Origin of the sequence: Variovorax sp. YR566, from assembly GCF_051992195.1 — a bacterium.
Lineage (GTDB): Bacteria > Pseudomonadota > Gammaproteobacteria > Burkholderiales > Burkholderiaceae_C > Variovorax.
The window spans coordinates 350,021-365,000 of sequence record NZ_CP197092.1; the positions used below are offsets into that span (position 1 = coordinate 350,021).

Here is a 14,980-nt window from a genome sequence, read left to right on the forward strand (position 1 = left end):
CCATCCGGGCCCGCCGCGAGCTACAGTTCGGGCCATGCGCGCCCTCATCGTCCGTCGTTTTGCCGCCTGCCTGAGCGTCCTGGCGGCCATTTGGCTCACCGGCTGCGTCAGCCTGCCGCCGCCCGAGCCGAAGGCGAACGTCACGGCGTTCACCGACGTGGCGCAGACAGAACTGGGGCAGCTGGCGGCCAAGGGCGCGCCGGGCGATTCCACCGCGCTGTCGGGCTTCCGGCTGCTGCCCGAGGCGGCGTTTGCCTTCGACGCCCGCATCTCGCTTGCGCGGCATGCCGAGAAGTCGCTCGACGTGCAGTACTACCTGGTGCAGCGCGACGACATCGGCCTGCTCTTCCTGCGCGAACTGCGCGAAGCCGCGGCGCGTGGCGTGCGGGTGCGCCTGCTGGTGGACGACCTCTACACCGGCGGCGAAGACGAGCTGTTCGGCACGCTCGCGGCCTTTCCCAACGTGGAGGTGCGGCTGTTCAACCCGCTGCCTTCGCGCGCCAGTTCGCTCGGCACGCGGCTGCTCATGTCGCTGACCGACTTCGGCCGCATCAACCACCGCATGCACAACAAGCTGCTGGTGGCCGACAACAGCTTTGCCGTGTCGGGCGGCCGCAACATCGGCAACGAGTACTTCATGCGCAGCACGGCCGCGAACTTCATCGACATGGACGTGATTTCCAGCGGCCCGGTCGTGCGGCAGATGTCCGAAGGCTTCGACCGCTACTGGAACAGCTCGCACGCATGGCCCATCGAGCGCATCGCGCCGCTGCACGGCATGACGCGCGAGGCGGCGCAGCGGCGCTTCGACGAAATTGCGCGCACGGCCGTGCCCGACGTGCCCATTCGCCCGCGCGACGTGCTCAACAAGTCGCCCGTGGGCGAGCAGCTCATCACCGGCAAGCTCGACCGTTATTGGGCGCCGGCCACGCTGTTCATCGACGACCCCGACAAGATCACGCGCAAGGCCGACGAGGCCTACATCGGCAGCGTGACAGAAGGCGCGCTCAGCGTGATCAACGCCACGCGGCGCGAGGTCGTCATTGCCTCGCCGTACTTCATTCCGGGCCCCAAGGGCCTGGAGGAGATGCGAGCGTGCATTGCCAAGGGCGGGCGCATCACGGTCGTGACCAACTCGCTGGGCGCGACCGACGAGCCGCTGGCCTATGCGGGCTACGAGCGCTACCGCGCCGACATGCTGAAGATCGGCGTCACCATCTTCGAGATCGCGCCCACCCTAAGCGGCAGCTCGGGCCGCTTCGGCGACTTCGGCAAGTCGATCAGCCGGCTGCACGCCAAGCTGGCAATCGTCGACAACGAGCGCTTCTTCGTCGGCTCGATGAACCTCGACCACCGCTCGGCCGCCGTCAACACCGAGATCGGCCTGGTCATCGACAGTCCCGAGCTGGTGCAGGACTACAACAAGCTCATGTCGGGCGAGCGCGTGAACCTCGGCTACCGGCTCCGGCTGGGCCCCAACGGCAGGCGCGTGCAATGGCTGGAGTACGACGACGCCGGCGGCGACATCGTCCACGAGGACGAGCCCGGCGAATTCCTCTGGCTGCGCTTCAAGAACTGGCTGCTGCTGCCCATCGTGGGCGAAGAGCTGCTGTAGCGAAGTAGCTGCCGCTGTCATCTCAGGTGGAGAGTGGGTGCGTTACATTCCTCGAAAGAATGTGAATTTTTGTCACTAACGCATTACCTCCTGGAGACTTCGACCATGACCGTTCCCGTGCCGCGCGAGTCGATTGCGCCGCTTTCCACCAGCCGTCGGCGTGCGCTGACCGGGCTGGCCGCAGCAACCGCCGCCGCGGGCCTGGGTTTTCCGGCGCTTGCGCAGAACCGGCCGGTGCGCATCGGCACCACCTTCGATAACAGCAGCGTCGAGAAGGCCAACGGGCAGGGGCTGTTCCAGGGTTCGAGCGCGTTCTTCAATGCGCTGAACAAGGCGGGCGGCATCAACGGCACCAAGGTCGAGCTCGTGATGGCCGACGACACCTTCAAGCCCGACGTGGCCAAGGCCAACGCGCTGGCCTTCGAGAAAGACAGCTCGGTGCTCGCGCTGCTGCACCCGCTGGGCACGCGCCAGACAGCCGAGGTGATGGACGCGGTGCCCGGCATGGCCGTGGTCGGCCCGATCACCGGCACGATCGCGCTGCGCAAGAAGGCTTCGCCCAACACTTTCTGGGTGCGCGCCAACTACGACCAGGAAGTCGACAAGCTCGTGAGCACCGCCGCCGTGCTGGGCCAGAGCCGCATCGGCCTCGTGCATTCGAACGACCCGCTGGGGCAGTCGGTGCTGGCGGCCTTCAAGAATGCGCTGGCCAAGGCCAAGCTGGAGCCGGCGGTGATCGCGACCACGCCCAACACCACCAGCATGGAAGTGGGCCCCGCCGCCGAGGCGATCGCCAAGGCCAAGCCGCAGGTGGTGGTGGTCGGGCTGGCCGGCACTGCGCCGGTGTTCCTGAAGGCACTGCGCGAGGCGGGCAACAGCAGCTCGGCCTATGGCCTGTCGATCACGGCCAGCGCGCTGTCGGCGATGGGCGACCTGGCCAAGGGCCTGGGCTTCGTGATCGTGGTGCCGTCGCCGTACTCGACCAAATTCGAGATCGTGCGCCGCTATCAGGCCGACATGGTGGCCAACGGCGTCAAGGACTTCTCGCTCACGAGCCTGGAGGGCTATCTGAACGCCGCAGTGCTGGCTGAAGGCATGCGCCGTGCCGGTGGTTCGCTCACGCGTGCGTCGGTGATGTCGGGGCTGGCGAGCATCGAGAACTTCGACCTGGGTGGGGTGAAGATCAACTACGGTCGGACCAACCGCGAAGGCGGGCAGTTCGTGGACGTGGCCGTCATCGGCAGCCGCGGGCAGATGCTGAGCTGAACGCCGTCAGGCTTGCTCGGCGATTCCCACGCCGAGCAAGCCTTCGAGCAGATTCCTGTCTGCCGCGAGTTCCGCGCTCGGCCCCGCATGCACCACGGTGCCGCGCTCCAGCACGATCGCCTTGTGCGTCATCTCCAACGCGAGCACCGGATGCTGCTCGACCACGATCGACGCCAGTCCTTCCGACTCGCACAGCCGGCGGATCGCTGCAGCCAGTTCTTCCACGATGATCGGCGCGAGGCCTTCCATCGGCTCGTCGAGCAGCAGCAGCTTGGGGTTGGTCATCAGCGCGCGGCCGATGGCGAGCATCTGCTGTTCGCCGCCGGAGAGCTGGTTGCCGTAGTTGCCGCGCCGCTCGCGCAGGCGCGGGAAGAAGTCGTAGACGCGCTTCAGGTTCCAGCCGCCGAGCCGCGATATCACCGTGAGGTTTTCTTCGACGGTAAGCGATGGGAACACCTCGCGCTCCTGCGGCACCCAGCCCAGCCCCGCGCGCACACGCTGGTGCGACGGCCAGCGCGTGATGTCGGCACCTTGCCAGCGGATTGAGCCCTGCATCACGCGGGTGTTGCCCATCAGCGTTTCGAGCAGCGTGGTCTTGCCCACGCCGTTGCGCCCGAGGATGGCGAGGCTCTCGCCTTGCGGCAGCGAAAAGTCGAGCCGGTCGAGCACGACCGCGTTGCCGTAGCCGGCGGTGACCTGGTCGAAGGCGAGTGCTTCAGGCATGGTGGTGATGGCGGGGTGAACTTCCGAGATAGACCTCGCGTACGCGCGGGTCGGCGCCGATTTCCGAAGGCGTGCCCTCGGTCAGGATGCGTCCGCCCACCAGCACCGAGATGCGGCGCGAGAAGCGGAAGACGAGCTTCATGTCGTGCTCGATGAACAGCACGCTGATGTCGGGCGGCAGCGCCGCGATGGCCTCGAACAGCTCGCCGCTCTCGTCCTCCGGAACGCCGGCAGCGGGTTCGTCGAGCAGCAGGATGCGGGGCTTGGCCGCGAGTGCGAGCGCGATCTCCAGCAGCCGCTGCTTGCCATAGGCCAGCTCGGCCACGGGCACGTCGGCGAGGCTGTCGAGCCGGAGCGTGCCGAGCAGCGCATGCGCCTCGTCGAACACCGCCGTGCAGCCCTTGAGCGGCCGCCACCAGGTGGCACCCAGCCCTTCGCGCTCGCTGATTGCCAGCACGACCGACAACAGCGGCGTGAGGCTGGGGAACAGCGTGTTGATCTGGAAGGTGCGCGCCAGGCCCATGCGCGCGCGCTTGTCGCCAGGCAGGCGCGTGATGTCGCGATCGCCCATGTGGATGCTGCCGCTGGTGGGCTTGAACACGCCGGTGAGCAGGTTGATGAGCGTGGTCTTGCCCGCGCCGTTGGGGCCGATCAGTGCCTGCCGCGCGCCGGGTTCGAGCGAGAGGTTCACATCGCTCACGGCCTGGAAGGCGCCGAAGCGGATGCCCAGGCCGTGTGTGCGCAGCGTGTGCGTGGTGGTGGAACTCATCGCGCCTTCCCCATGCGAACGAAACGCGAGAGCGCACCCATGATGCCGCCGCGGCCCAGCATGACGGCCGCAATAAGGAAGATGCCGAGCCAGAACATCCAGTACTGCGGGTTCATGTCCGCGAACCAGTCGTGCACCAGCATGTAGACGATGGCGCCGATCATTCCGCCGTACAGCCGCCCGGTGCCGCCGAGCACCAGGATGATGAGCACCTCTGCCGAGCGATTGAAGCCGATCGACTCGATGCCGACGAACTGCGTGGTCTGCGCCAGCAGCGCGCCCGCCACGCCGGCCACCGCGGCCGAGAAGGCGTATGCCATGCGCAGCCGCGCCTCCACCGGCGAGCCGATGGCCGTCATGCGCTTGCGGCTGTCGTGAATGCCGCGCAGCGCCAGGCCGAAGGGCGAGCGCAGCACGAGCCGCACGAGCAGGAACATCGCGAGCACCACGCCGAAGGCATAGCCGAATGCGGTCTTGCCGTAGAGGTCGAAATCGAAGAGGCCGAGCACCGGCGCGATGACCACGCCCTGCAGCCCATCGGTGCCGCCGGTGATGCCCGAGAGCCGGTTGACCAACTCGTACAGCAGCACGCACACGCCGATGGTGATCATCAGCCGCGTGAGGTCGGCGCCGCGCACCACGAGGTAGCTCAGTGCGTAGCCCAGCAGGCCGCTGACGATCAGCGCGAACAGCAGGCCGCTGAAGGGCTCGCTCCAGCCGTACTTGGCTAGCAATCCGGCCGCGTAGGCGCCCGCGCCGAAGAAGGCCGCGTGGCCCACGGTGAGGATGCCCGCGTAGCCCAGCGCCATGTCGAGCGACACGGCGAACAGGCCGAAGATCATGATCTGGCTCATCAGCGTGAGCTTGTCGGGCAGCAGGAAGAAGCTCGACGCGAGTGCCAGCCAGAAAGCGATTTCGGCGATGCGCAGGTGCGCGGGAGAAAGATGCAGGGCTTTCATGCGAGCCCCTTCTTCGCAACGATGCCGTTCGGCCGCACCAGCAGCATGACGATCATGAAAACGTAGATGAGAAAAGCGCCCGCTTCCGGCAGGTAGTACTTGCCCGCTACGTCCACGATGCCAACCAGCAGCGCCGCAATGAAGGGCCCGGTGACGGTGCCTGCACCGCCCACGCAGACCACCATCAGGAAGTAGACGAGGTACTTGAGCGGGAACGACGGCTCCAGCCCCAGCATGCCCAGGCTCAATGCACCGCCGAGCCCCGCGAGGCCGCAACCGAGAGAGAAGGTCAGGAAGAACAGCCGCTGCACGTTGATGCCGGTGCCGCCCGCCACGCGCTGGTTGTCGACCGCCGCGCGCACCATCGCGCCGTAGCGCGTCTTGCCCAGGCCCAGCAGCAGCGCGGCCAGCACCGCCACGCCGCAGACGATCAGGAACAGGCGGTAGCGGCCCACTTCGAGGCCCAGCAGCGACATCTGCCCGTCGAGCGCCGGCGGCAGCGTGAAGGGCTGCATCGTCGGTCCGAAGAAATACGTGAAGGCGGCGATCGACACGAACACCACGCCGATCGACAGCAGCACCTGGTCGAGCGGATGCGCGCGGTACAGCCGACGGTAGAACACGAACTCCAGCACCGCACCCGCAACGGCAGCCGCCACGAAGGCCGCCGCCAGCGAGAGGCCGAAGCCCAGGCCGAAGTGGTTCATCAGCACGCTCGCGGCGTAGCCGCCCACCATCGCGAAACTGCCGTGCGCGAGGTTGACGAAATTCATGAGCCCCATCGTGATGGACAAGCCCACGCCGATGAGGAAAAGGAGCATGCCGTAGGCCACTCCATCGAAGATCACGATACCCATGAATTTCCTGCTGGCTGACGAACTGGCTGGCTTACTTGGCTGCGGCTTCCTTGGCCGGGTCCTTCACGCGGTCGAACTTGTCGAACTCGACGTTCACCAGCTGGCCGTTCACGCGCTCGGTCTTGCGGATGTAGACGGTCTGCACGATGTCGCGCGTGACGGGGTCGATCTCGATGGGGCCGCGCGGGCTCTCGAAGCTCAGGCCCTTCAGCGCCTCCATGAACTTGTCGCCGCTGGCATCGCCCTTGGTCTTGGCCAGTGCGAGGTCGATGGCGGCCATCGCGTCGTAGGCCGTCACGGCGAAGTAGCTCGGGCGCAGCTTGGCGCCGTTGTCGGCGGCGAAGTCTTTCACGAACTTCTGGTTCTTGGGCGAGGGGTGCGCGAACGAGTAGTGGTGGCTGGTGACCAGGCCCAGCGCCACGTCGCCGGTGGCGTCGAGGTAGCTGTCGTCGGTGGCTTCGCCCGTGGCGTAGAGCTTGATGCCGGCCTGCTCCATGCCGCGTTCCTTCCACACCTTCAGGAAGGCCGGCGGCATCACGCCCGAGGGGAAGAAGAAGAACACGGCCTGGGGCTTGGCGTCCTTGATGCGCTGCACGTAGGCGGAGAAGTCGGGGTTGTTCATCGGCGTGCGCACTTCGCCCGAGACCTTGCCGCCGCCGGCGGTGAAGGTTTTCTTGAACGCGGTCTCGGCATCGACGCCCGAGGCGTAGTCGGCGACCACGGTGTAGGCGTCCTTGATGCCTTCCTTGAGCATGTAGCGCGCCATTGGGTCCGTTACCTGCTGCACGGTGAACGACAGGCGCGCCACGTAGGGCGAGCTGGTGGTGATGGCCGACGATGCCGCGTTCATCACGATCGTCGGAATCTTCGCCTGCGTGGCGATGGCGCCCACGGCGTACGCGTTGGGGCTGAAGTCCAGGCCGGTGAGCACGTTCACCTTGTCGCGCACGATGAGTTCCTGCGCGATGCGCTTGGCAGCGTCGGGCGCGGGGCCTGCGGTGTCCTTCTTGATGATCTCGACAGTGCGGCCGCCCACCTTGCCGCCGTGCTCCTTCAGGTAGAGCGCGATGCCGGCGTCGAACTGGCGGCCGTAGTCGGCGTACGGGCCCGAGTAGGTGGCGATGAGGCCGATGCGCAGCGGCTCGTCGGCGGCGTGCGCCGTGGCGCCCAGCAGGCCGAGGCCGGCGAGCAGCAGGGTCGAGAGGATGGTTCTCTTGGTCATCGTTGGGTTCACGGGAAAACGCCTTTCAGGTGGAGTGGATGCGCCACATCGGGCGCCGCTGTCATGTAACCGAATATGCAAACAAAGCGGGCGATGATGCCCGAGCCGTCCTTCAAATCTGGGTATCGGGCACGCGGACCCTGAGGCCATCGAAGGCGGCGGTCACGCTGAGCTGGCAGCTCAGGCGCGAGCCGGACCTGCGCTCGGACGCGACGGCGTCGAGCAGCGCGCTCTCCATGTCGTCGGGCGGCGGCAGCAGGTCGATGAAGGCGTCGTCCACGTAGACGTGGCAGGTGGCGCAGGAACAGCAGCCGCCGCACTCGGCGTCGATGCCGCGCACGTTGCCGCGGATGGCGGTCTCCATCACGCTGGCGCCGACCTTGGCGTCGACTTCGCGGGAGGTGCCGTCCTTGAGGATGTAGTGGATCGTGGGCATGGTTTTCAGAACATGTCGAAGTACTCGCGGTGTTCCCACTCCGAGACTTCGAGGTTGAAGCGGGCGATTTCCGCTTCCTTGATGTGGCAGAGGTAGTCGATGAAGACTTTGCTCATCTGCGTGTTGAGCATCTCGTCCTTGCGCAGGCAGGCGAGGGCGTCGCTCAGGGAGCGAGGCAACTGCTCTGCCGGTGTTTCGTACGGCGCATCGGCCGAAGGACCGGGGTCGGTCTTGTTGCGGATGCCGTCGAGCCCCGAGAACAGTTGTGACGCCAGGTACAGGTACGGGTTGGCCGTCGGCTCGCCCACGCGGTTCTCGATGCGCGAGGCGCTCTGGCCCACGCCGCCGAGCACGCGCAGCATCGCGCCGCGGTTGTCCTTGGCCCAGATCGCGCGGTCGGGCGCGAGCGAGAAGGGGCGGTAGCGGCGGTAGCCATTGATGGTGGGGCTCGCCAGTGCCGCGGCGCCGCAGGCATGCGCCTTGAGGCCACCGAGGTAATGCATGCCGATCTCGCTGAGGGTCTGGCCCTCGGCTTCGGGCATGAACGCGTTGACGCCGTCGCTCTTGCGGCGCAGCGACTGGTGCAGGTGCCAGCCGCTGGACATCACGTTCGGAATCTTCGGGCGGCACATGAAAGTGGCGTGCAGCCCGGCGCGCTGGCAGATCTGCTTGATGGCGCTGCGCAGCAGCACCATGGTGTCGGCCGGCATCACGCCGGCGGTAGGGCCGAAGGTCAGCTCGAACTGGCTCGGGCCGAATTCGATTTCGAGCGATCGCAGCGGCAGGCCGAGCGCGACGAGGTTCGAGCGCAGCAGTTCCATCAGCCCGTCGACGCGGTCGTAGCGCAGCTCGGTGAGGTACTGGTGGCCGTGCGACAGCAGCGACACGCGCGGCGGTTCGCCGGGCTGGCCCGAGTCGGCCAGGCCCATGCGGGCGTCGTCGAGCTTGAAGACGTGAAACTCCACCTCGAGGCCGGCGATGAAGTCCAGCCCCAGCTCGTCGAGTTGGCGCACCGCGCGCTGCAGGATCTGCCGCGTGGCAAAGGGGCAGGGCTTGCCGTCGGCCATGTAGGCGTCGCACATCACCCAGCCGGTGCGCGGCGACCACGGCAGCACCTTGAAGGTGGCGGGGTCGGCCACGATGGTGAAGTCGGCGCCGCCCTGCAGGCCTTCGATGGCGAAGCCGCCGCCTTGCGTGAACACCGGGAACACGGTCTTGTGCGAGGTGTCCTTGGCGAGCAGCGTGGAGGTGAGGTTCACGCCTTCCCACAGGGCAGAGCGCGCCTCGGTGGCAACGAGCGTCTTGCCGCGCAGGATGCCGTGCTGGTCGGGCCAGGCGAAGCGCACGAGGTCGACCTCGCCGCTGTCGATGCGGCGCACCAGCTCCCTGGCCTGCGCATGCTGGTCGTCGGACCAGAGGCCGAAGCGGTCGACGAATGTGTGGCTGCTGCTCATGGCGTGCGTGCTCAGGCGGCGAGCCGTGCGGAGGCCCAGTCGGACTTCAGGCGGCGCGCGCGGTCGGCGTCCTGCCAGTAGGCCTCGGTGGCTGCCTCGTCGCTGACGTTGCGGCCAATGCCGTCGATGGAGGGCGGGCCGGTCATTGCGCTGGCCTGTGCGGCGTCGATGAGCATCGGCGCGTTCTCGCCGGCCAGCGTGGCTTCGATGGCCTTCACCAGCACGCGGCGGTAGGCAATGATGCCCTTGTCGGTGCTGCCAAGATGCTCGCGCGTGCGGTCCTGGATGGCGCCTTGCGACTCCACCGCCCACTGGTCGTGCACGTTGATGTCGTCGCCCATGCCGGTGTAGGTTTCGGTCAGCTGCTCTTCGATGCTGTAGCCGTAGTTGTTGCGCTTGTTCTTGCGCGAGGTGTAGTCGGGCAGCTCGTAGAGCTTCAGGCGCTGGTCGCGCATCTGCCGCTTGTCGACCGGGCCGGTGAAGCTGGTGAAGATGGCGTACCAGTAGCAGTGCGTGTCGTCCACCGGCACGTGCCATTGCGAGATGGTCATCTCGGCGCTCATCGGGATCACGAAGGCCTGCGGGAACACCACGTTGGTCACGCGCACGTGGGTGGTGTCTTCGGACAGCTTGCGCAGAGCCTTCAGGCGGAAGCCGTAGTCGGTGGGCTCCACGCTGATGTCGGGACGGTCGTACTCGCGCAGCACCTTGGTGATGGGCATGTCGGAGTCGGCCGACGCGCCGCGGAACTGTTTGCCGTAGCTCCCGGAGGTGTCTTCGTCCTCGAAGAAGCGGTGCAGGTACGAGGCGTGTGCCGGGTCGATGCCCACTTCGAGCGCCTGCAGCCAGTTGCATTCGAACAGGCCCTTGAACGCGAAGGTGTGGCTGTCGGGCGCGACGAAGCAGTCGAACTCGGGGAAGGCGGGCGGCTCGCCCTCGCCGATGTACGCGAAGACGACGCCGCTTTTCTCGATCACCGGATAGGCCGACTGCTTGATGCGGCTGCACAGCTTGCTGGTGGCGGGCTCGGCGGGGGTTTCGAGGCAATTGCCCTTGGCGTCGAACAGCCAGCCGTGGAAGGCGCAGCGCAGGCCGCCGTTTTCGAGCCGGCCGAAGGCGAGGTCGGCGCCTCGGTGCGGGCAGTCGCGGTCGAGCATGCCGAGCTGGCCGTTCTCGTCACGGAACAGGACGAAGTCCTGCCCCATGAGCTTTACGGGCTTGACCGGGCGCGGGCCCGCCAGTTCGTCGGCCAGGGCCACCGGCTGCCAGTAGCGGCGCAGCAGCTTGCCGGCGGGCGCGCCGGGTCCGACGCGGGTGATGAAATCGTTCTGCTCTGCGCTGATCATCGTGCGGGCTCCATCGTGGGGACTGTGGAAAGAGGCGTGCAGTCATTGCATGCAACTGTATGCATTGTCTTGGTGATTCTCGATCCGGGTCAAACTTTCATCTGCGATTTCGCCCCGATTCGGGGCTTGAAGAGGCAAAAATCAGGGTAAACGCTGAGCTGCTCGTTAGTTTTTGACACCTGTTGTGGCGCAATGCATGCAACAACCGAGCCAAGCTAAATATGCTGCGTGCAGTGTCGGGCTCGTCTCCTAGAATCCGCCGATGGACTCCCAACAATCCCGCGTGCTCGTGCAACTGCGCGACATGATCCTCAAGGGCGAATTCGTGCCCGGAGAGCGGCTGGCCGAGATCCCGCTCGCCGAGAAGCTCGAAGCCTCGCGCACCCCGGTGCGGCTCGCGCTGGCCAGCCTGGAGCACGAAGGGCTGATCGAGCAATCGCCCAGCGGCGGCTACCAGATGCGCCGCTTCACCTCGCAGGAAGTGGCCGACGCCATCCGCGTGCGCGGCGTGATCGAAGGCTTCGCCGCGCGCCTGTTGGCCGAAGACGGTGCATCGCGCCAGCTGCTGCGCGACCTGAAAGAGTGCCTGGAAGACGGCGACCGCGCCGTGAACAAGCCCAGCATGGAGATCGACGACTACGCGGCCTACGTCGAAATGAACGACCGCTTCCACAAGCTGATCGTCGAAGGCTGCGGCAATCTCGCGCTCAAACGGGTGATGGACATGCTGGGCGGCCAGCCCTTTGCTGCCCCGAGCGCGATGCTGCCGATGCAGTCGTCGATGGAAGAGGGCCAGCAATGGATGCGGCAGGCGCACCGCACGCATCACGCGATCGTGCAGGCCATCGAGCGCGGGCAAGGCTCGCGGGCGCAGGCGCTGGGCGAGGAGCACGTCGAGATCGCGCGCATGAACCTCGACTACGCGCTGGAGCGCCCGGAACTGGCGGCCGAGCTGATGCCAGGCATCCGCCTGGTGTCCAAGGGCAGGGGCGCCTGAGATCGGGCAAACCGGCGGGTCTGTATAAGACTGGCTGGTATTTCGGCATCCATGCCGTTTGCTCGGCGACGGGCGAGACTAGAATTTCCGGCATGAGTGCCACCGCCCCCGCCAAGACCTCGTTCAAGGAACAGATGCTGCAGGCCCGTGAAGAGGCCATCGTGCAGACCGCGAACCGCCTGCTCGCCGAGAAGGGCTTCGAATCGATGACGGTCGACGAGGTGGCCGCAACGGTCGGCATCGCCAAGGCCAGCCTCTACAAGCACTTTCCCAGCAAGGAAGACCTGGCGGCCGCCGCGATGGTGCGCATCATGCAGCGCACCCTGGATTTCCTGGCCGCGGTGCCGGCCGAGGACAAGCCCGTCGACAAGCTGCGCGCCGTCGTGCGCTGGGCCATGCAGATGCAGCTGGCCGGCGAGATGCCTTCGCTGCCGCACCAGAACTCGAGCCTGCGCGCCGCGCTGATGAACAACCGGGGCTACCTCGACCGCCTGGTCATCATCAGCGATCAGCTCGGCGGCTGGATCCAGGCGGCGCAGGCCGAAGGTTCGCTCAACCCGAAGCTGCCGGCGATTGCCGTGCTCTACACGTTGTTCGCACGCGCCTGCGATCCGGTGCTCGGTTTCCTGAAGGCCGGCGGGCTGCAGACAGACGAGCAGATCGTCGAGCTTGTGCTCGCAACCTGCTTCGACGGCCTGGCCGCGCGCTAGCTGCTGAGCGCGCGCCGCGGCGTCACCACGGCTTCGACCGCTGCGCCCACCGCGAGCAGCCGGTGATCGGTGTTGCCGATGCTGGCCACCATCAGCCCGACCGGCGCCGTGCCCGCGTCGTGGCAGGGCACCGAGAGCGCGCAGCCGTCGAACAGGTTCACCACCGAGGGGTTGCGCAGCATGCGGCCATTGATGCGGTAGTAGGTGTCGTCGTCCTTCAGAACCTCGGCGATCGGCGGAGCGATATCGGGCGTGGTGGGCATCAGCATCGCGTCGTAGCCCACGGCGGCGGTGTTGATCGAGCGGATGAACTGGCGGCGCAGCGCCTGCAGCTGCAGATAGTCAGGCGCGGTGATGGTTTCGCCGGTTTTGATGCGGGCCAGCACGCGCGGGTCGTACTTGGCGGCACCTGTCTTGATGAAGTCGCGGTGCCAGGTGAAGGCTTCGGCGGCGGTGATCATGCCGCGCGGGTTGATGGTCGGCGCCTTCGCGAACTCGGTCATCGGCAGTTCGGTGACCGTCGCGCCGGCGGCGGAGAGCTTGGCCAGCGCCGACGCGAATGCCGCGGCCACGGGCGGCGACAGATCGTCCTGGAAGAAGGTCTTGGGCACCGCGAAGCGCAGGCCGCGCAGCGGCAGCACACGCAGCGGGCGCTGCAGTTCGGCGGCCAGCATGGCGTCGAGCAGGGCGCAGTCTTCCACCGTCCATGCCATCGGCCCGGCCGAATCGAAGGAGGTCGACAGCGGCATCACGCCGTCGAGCGGAATGCGCCGCTGCGTCGGCTTGAAGCCCACCAGCCCGTTGAGCGCCGCCGGGATGCGCAGCGATCCGCCGGTGTCCGTGCCGATGGCGCCGGCCGCCATGCCGTCGGTCACCGAGATCGCGCCGCCCGAGGTCGAGCCGCCCGGGATGCGGCCTGTTGCGCGGTCGTAGACGTTTTTCGGCGTGCCGTAGTGCGGGTTGACGCCCAGGCCGGTGTAGGCGAACTCGACCGTGTTGGTGCGCCCGATGATGATCGCGCCGGCGCGCCGCAGCCGCTCGACCACGAGGGCATCGCGCGCCGCCGGCGGCTGGCCGGCCAGCACCATCGAGCCGCCGAGCGTGGTGATGCCGGCTTCGTCGAACAGGTCCTTCAGGGAGATCGGGATGCCGGCGATCGGCGAGGCGGCCGGGCGGCCGCTCTTGCGCTCGGCGTCGAGCCGTGCCGCGGTGGCGCGGGCCGAATCGGCGTGCACGCGGATGAAGGTGCGCGCGCCTTCGCCCGCGGGGTTCTGGATGGCAGCCAGTGCTTCTTCTACTAGTTGGCTGCTGCTGAGGGTGCCGGCGGCGAGGCGGCGCGACATTTCGGCTATCGACAGCTGGCCCATGGCCCTGCCGGCGGTTTCGTTCGGTCCCTGGGCGAAGGCCCGGGGCCACAAGGAGAGCAATCCAGTGGCCGCGGCGGCGCCGGCGGTCTGCTGCAGGAAGTTGCGTCGTTGTTGTTGCTGTTGCGTCATGGCGCTCTCCTCCATCGGTGAGATGGGCTCGGCCAGTCTACACAGCCGTGGTGGCGAACGCGTTGCTGGCCGTTACCGTCTGCGCGACGGGGAGGCCGGTCAGCGCACGTCGATAAGCAACTGGGGCTTGTAGCCTTCCTGTTCGCCGTTGCGTGCGTAGCCCAGCGGGTTGGCCACCACGCGGCAGCCGTTCTTCATATAGTCGGACGGGCAGTGCAGGTGGCCGTGCAGCCACAGCTTCGCATGGGGCAGCAACTCGTCGAGCGCATTGCAGAAGCCGGCCGTGCCGGGTGTCAGGCCGTAACGCGGGTCAGCACTTTCGAGGCTCGGCGCAAAGTGGGTGATGGCCACCGTGGTGCCGTCGAAAGGTTCGGCCAGCGCCTGGGTGAGCCAGGTCTGGCAGGCCAGCGCCTGGTCGCGCAACTGCGCGGCGAGAAAGAGTTCGCCGTTACGCATGGTGGCTGCTTTTTCAAGATAGAAATCGGCCGCGCGCATGGCCTTGCCACGTTTCTTGAGCGCCTCGGCCAGGCTGTCGGTGGGTTCGGCCAGTGCGTCGAAGTCGGCCCACAGCGTGGTGCCCACGAAGCGGATGCCGTCGATTACCCGGGTTTCGCGCTCCAGCCAGAGGATGTCGAGTTCTTCGCAGAGCGTGCGCAGGCGGTCGTGGGTCTCGTCGAAGTCGACGTTGTCGTACTCGTGGTTGCCCGGCACGTAGACAACCGGCACCGGCCAGCCGTTGCGGGGCGAAAAGCGGCCCAGGCCGAAATCGGTGTCGGTCAGGCGGGAGCCTTGCTGGTAGGAGCCGATGTCGCCCGCCAGGATCAGCATGTCGGCGCCCGGCACGGGCTCGGCATGGAAGCGGGGATGGGACTCCAGATGCAGGTCGGAGAGCAGTTGCAGCTTCATCGTCGGGCCAGTCTAGGTGAATTGCCCCATGCGTGAAGTGCATAAGGTTTGGCTTGATTAACTAGGGATAACCCTTATTCTTGAAACATCAACCACTCCAGCGCAGCCACGAGCCGCGCACCGTCATGTTCAGCCTCATTGCCCAAGTGGCCCGTTTCTTCCGTTCTTCCAGCGCCAATGCTCCGGCCAGCCACGCCGCAGCGCTGATGGAAAGCGCCGACATG

General features: G+C 66.9%; 15 protein-coding genes (1 of these 15 only partly in view). 5 read left to right on the forward strand and 10 right to left on the reverse strand.

Annotated elements, in window-relative coordinates:
• Nucleotides 1-34 precede the first annotated feature (34 nt).
• Both ACTG4X_RS01755 and ACTG4X_RS01760 read left to right on the forward strand, forming a co-directional pair.
• A complete protein-coding gene (locus tag ACTG4X_RS01755; protein WP_093174866.1) occupies nucleotides 35-1,615 on the forward strand; it encodes a phospholipase D family protein in 1,581 nt (526 codons plus the stop codon).
• 105 nt (nucleotides 1,616-1,720) lie between these two features.
• Complete coding sequence (locus tag ACTG4X_RS01760; RefSeq protein WP_093057003.1) at nucleotides 1,721-2,881, forward strand: ABC transporter substrate-binding protein; 1,161 nt, start codon at nucleotides 1,721-1,723, stop codon at nucleotides 2,879-2,881.
• Between the two features lie 6 nt (nucleotides 2,882-2,887).
• Here the strand turns inward: ACTG4X_RS01760 and ACTG4X_RS01765 are convergent, their stop codons facing one another.
• The 8 genes from ACTG4X_RS01765 to ACTG4X_RS01800 form a co-directional block, all read right to left on the reverse strand.
• Nucleotides 2,888-3,604 (reverse strand): ABC transporter ATP-binding protein, encoded by a 717-nt coding sequence (locus ACTG4X_RS01765; RefSeq protein WP_093057002.1) that lies wholly within the window; start codon nucleotides 3,602-3,604, stop codon nucleotides 2,888-2,890.
• A complete protein-coding gene (locus ACTG4X_RS01770; RefSeq protein WP_093057001.1) occupies nucleotides 3,597-4,373 on the reverse strand; it encodes an ABC transporter ATP-binding protein in 777 nt (258 codons plus the stop codon). Before ACTG4X_RS01770 ends, ACTG4X_RS01765 begins: the two co-directional genes overlap by 8 nt.
• Nucleotides 4,370-5,332 carry a branched-chain amino acid ABC transporter permease gene (locus tag ACTG4X_RS01775; protein WP_097197468.1) on the reverse strand — a complete coding sequence of 321 codons (963 nt, stop codon included), beginning with the start codon at nucleotides 5,330-5,332 and terminating at the stop codon, nucleotides 4,370-4,372. The genes ACTG4X_RS01770 and ACTG4X_RS01775 overlap by 4 nt, the downstream gene beginning before the upstream one ends.
• Complete coding sequence (locus ACTG4X_RS01780) at nucleotides 5,329-6,189, reverse strand: branched-chain amino acid ABC transporter permease (protein ID WP_093076619.1); 861 nt, start codon at nucleotides 6,187-6,189, stop codon at nucleotides 5,329-5,331. The genes ACTG4X_RS01775 and ACTG4X_RS01780 overlap by 4 nt, the downstream gene beginning before the upstream one ends.
• Before the next feature lie 31 nt (nucleotides 6,190-6,220).
• Nucleotides 6,221-7,411 carry an ABC transporter substrate-binding protein gene (locus ACTG4X_RS01785; RefSeq protein WP_097197467.1) on the reverse strand — a complete coding sequence of 397 codons (1,191 nt, stop codon included), beginning with the start codon at nucleotides 7,409-7,411 and terminating at the stop codon, nucleotides 6,221-6,223.
• 112 nt (nucleotides 7,412-7,523) lie between these two features.
• Complete coding sequence (locus tag ACTG4X_RS01790; RefSeq protein ID WP_097197466.1) at nucleotides 7,524-7,847, reverse strand: 2Fe-2S iron-sulfur cluster-binding protein; 324 nt, start codon at nucleotides 7,845-7,847, stop codon at nucleotides 7,524-7,526.
• A gap of 5 nt (nucleotides 7,848-7,852) precedes the next feature.
• Nucleotides 7,853-9,301 (reverse strand): glutamine synthetase family protein, encoded by a 1,449-nt coding sequence (locus ACTG4X_RS01795; protein WP_097197465.1) that lies wholly within the window; start codon nucleotides 9,299-9,301, stop codon nucleotides 7,853-7,855.
• A gap of 11 nt (nucleotides 9,302-9,312) precedes the next feature.
• Nucleotides 9,313-10,647, reverse strand: coding sequence for an aromatic ring-hydroxylating dioxygenase subunit alpha (locus ACTG4X_RS01800; RefSeq protein ID WP_097197464.1), 1,335 nt, complete (start codon nucleotides 10,645-10,647; stop codon nucleotides 9,313-9,315).
• A gap of 262 nt (nucleotides 10,648-10,909) precedes the next feature.
• Between ACTG4X_RS01800 and ACTG4X_RS01805 the strand changes: the two genes are divergently transcribed.
• Both ACTG4X_RS01805 and ACTG4X_RS01810 read left to right on the forward strand, forming a co-directional pair.
• Nucleotides 10,910-11,644, forward strand: a complete 735-nt coding sequence (locus ACTG4X_RS01805) for a GntR family transcriptional regulator (RefSeq protein ID WP_093056994.1) — start codon at nucleotides 10,910-10,912, stop codon at nucleotides 11,642-11,644.
• 92 nt (nucleotides 11,645-11,736) lie between these two features.
• A complete protein-coding gene (locus tag ACTG4X_RS01810) occupies nucleotides 11,737-12,354 on the forward strand; it encodes a TetR/AcrR family transcriptional regulator (protein WP_097197463.1) in 618 nt (205 codons plus the stop codon).
• On the opposite strand, the gene ACTG4X_RS01815 is transcribed toward ACTG4X_RS01810, so the two are convergent.
• Nucleotides 12,351-13,850, reverse strand: coding sequence for an amidase (locus ACTG4X_RS01815; RefSeq protein ID WP_097200631.1), 1,500 nt, complete (start codon nucleotides 13,848-13,850; stop codon nucleotides 12,351-12,353). The genes ACTG4X_RS01810 and ACTG4X_RS01815 overlap by 4 nt on opposite strands.
• 99 nt (nucleotides 13,851-13,949) lie before the next feature.
• On the reverse strand, nucleotides 13,950-14,756 hold the full coding sequence (locus tag ACTG4X_RS01820; protein WP_097197462.1) for a metallophosphoesterase: 807 nt from the start codon (nucleotides 14,754-14,756) through the stop codon (nucleotides 13,950-13,952).
• Between the two features lie 80 nt (nucleotides 14,757-14,836).
• Between ACTG4X_RS01820 and ACTG4X_RS01825 the strand changes: the two genes are divergently transcribed.
• Nucleotides 14,837-14,980: the 5' portion of a hypothetical protein gene (locus ACTG4X_RS01825; RefSeq protein ID WP_093056991.1), read on the forward strand. The gene runs 75 nt beyond the window's last position; 144 of the gene's 219 nt are visible here — the first part of the coding sequence; it begins with the start codon at nucleotides 14,837-14,839; its stop codon lies beyond the right edge, outside the window.

Excerpts from the sequence above, each read along its gene's own strand:
- ACTG4X_RS01760 (WP_093057003.1), top strand. The coding sequence starts at position 1,721 with ATGACCGTTCCCGTGCCGCGCGAGTCGATTGCGCCGCTTTCCACCAGC.
- ACTG4X_RS01775 (WP_097197468.1), bottom strand. The coding sequence starts at position 5,332 with ATGAAAGCCCTGCATCTTTCTCCCGCGCACCTGCGCATCGCCGAAATC.
- ACTG4X_RS01820 (WP_097197462.1), bottom strand. The coding sequence starts at position 14,756 with ATGAAGCTGCAACTGCTCTCCGACCTGCATCTGGAGTCCCATCCCCGC.
- ACTG4X_RS01800 (WP_097197464.1), bottom strand. The coding sequence starts at position 10,647 with ATGATCAGCGCAGAGCAGAACGATTTCATCACCCGCGTCGGACCCGGC.
- ACTG4X_RS01765 (WP_093057002.1), bottom strand. The coding sequence starts at position 3,604 with ATGCCTGAAGCACTCGCCTTCGACCAGGTCACCGCCGGCTACGGCAAC.
- ACTG4X_RS01790 (WP_097197466.1), bottom strand. The coding sequence starts at position 7,847 with ATGCCCACGATCCACTACATCCTCAAGGACGGCACCTCCCGCGAAGTC.
- ACTG4X_RS01815 (WP_097200631.1), bottom strand. The coding sequence starts at position 13,850 with ATGACGCAACAGCAACAACAACGACGCAACTTCCTGCAGCAGACCGCC.
- ACTG4X_RS01810 (WP_097197463.1), top strand. The coding sequence starts at position 11,737 with ATGAGTGCCACCGCCCCCGCCAAGACCTCGTTCAAGGAACAGATGCTG.
- ACTG4X_RS01785 (WP_097197467.1), bottom strand. The coding sequence starts at position 7,411 with ATGACCAAGAGAACCATCCTCTCGACCCTGCTGCTCGCCGGCCTCGGC.
- ACTG4X_RS01755 (WP_093174866.1), top strand. The coding sequence starts at position 35 with ATGCGCGCCCTCATCGTCCGTCGTTTTGCCGCCTGCCTGAGCGTCCTG.
- ACTG4X_RS01805 (WP_093056994.1), top strand. The coding sequence starts at position 10,910 with ATGGACTCCCAACAATCCCGCGTGCTCGTGCAACTGCGCGACATGATC.
- ACTG4X_RS01770 (WP_093057001.1), bottom strand. The coding sequence starts at position 4,373 with ATGAGTTCCACCACCACGCACACGCTGCGCACACACGGCCTGGGCATC.
- ACTG4X_RS01780 (WP_093076619.1), bottom strand. The coding sequence starts at position 6,189 with ATGGGTATCGTGATCTTCGATGGAGTGGCCTACGGCATGCTCCTTTTC.
- ACTG4X_RS01795 (WP_097197465.1), bottom strand. The coding sequence starts at position 9,301 with ATGAGCAGCAGCCACACATTCGTCGACCGCTTCGGCCTCTGGTCCGAC.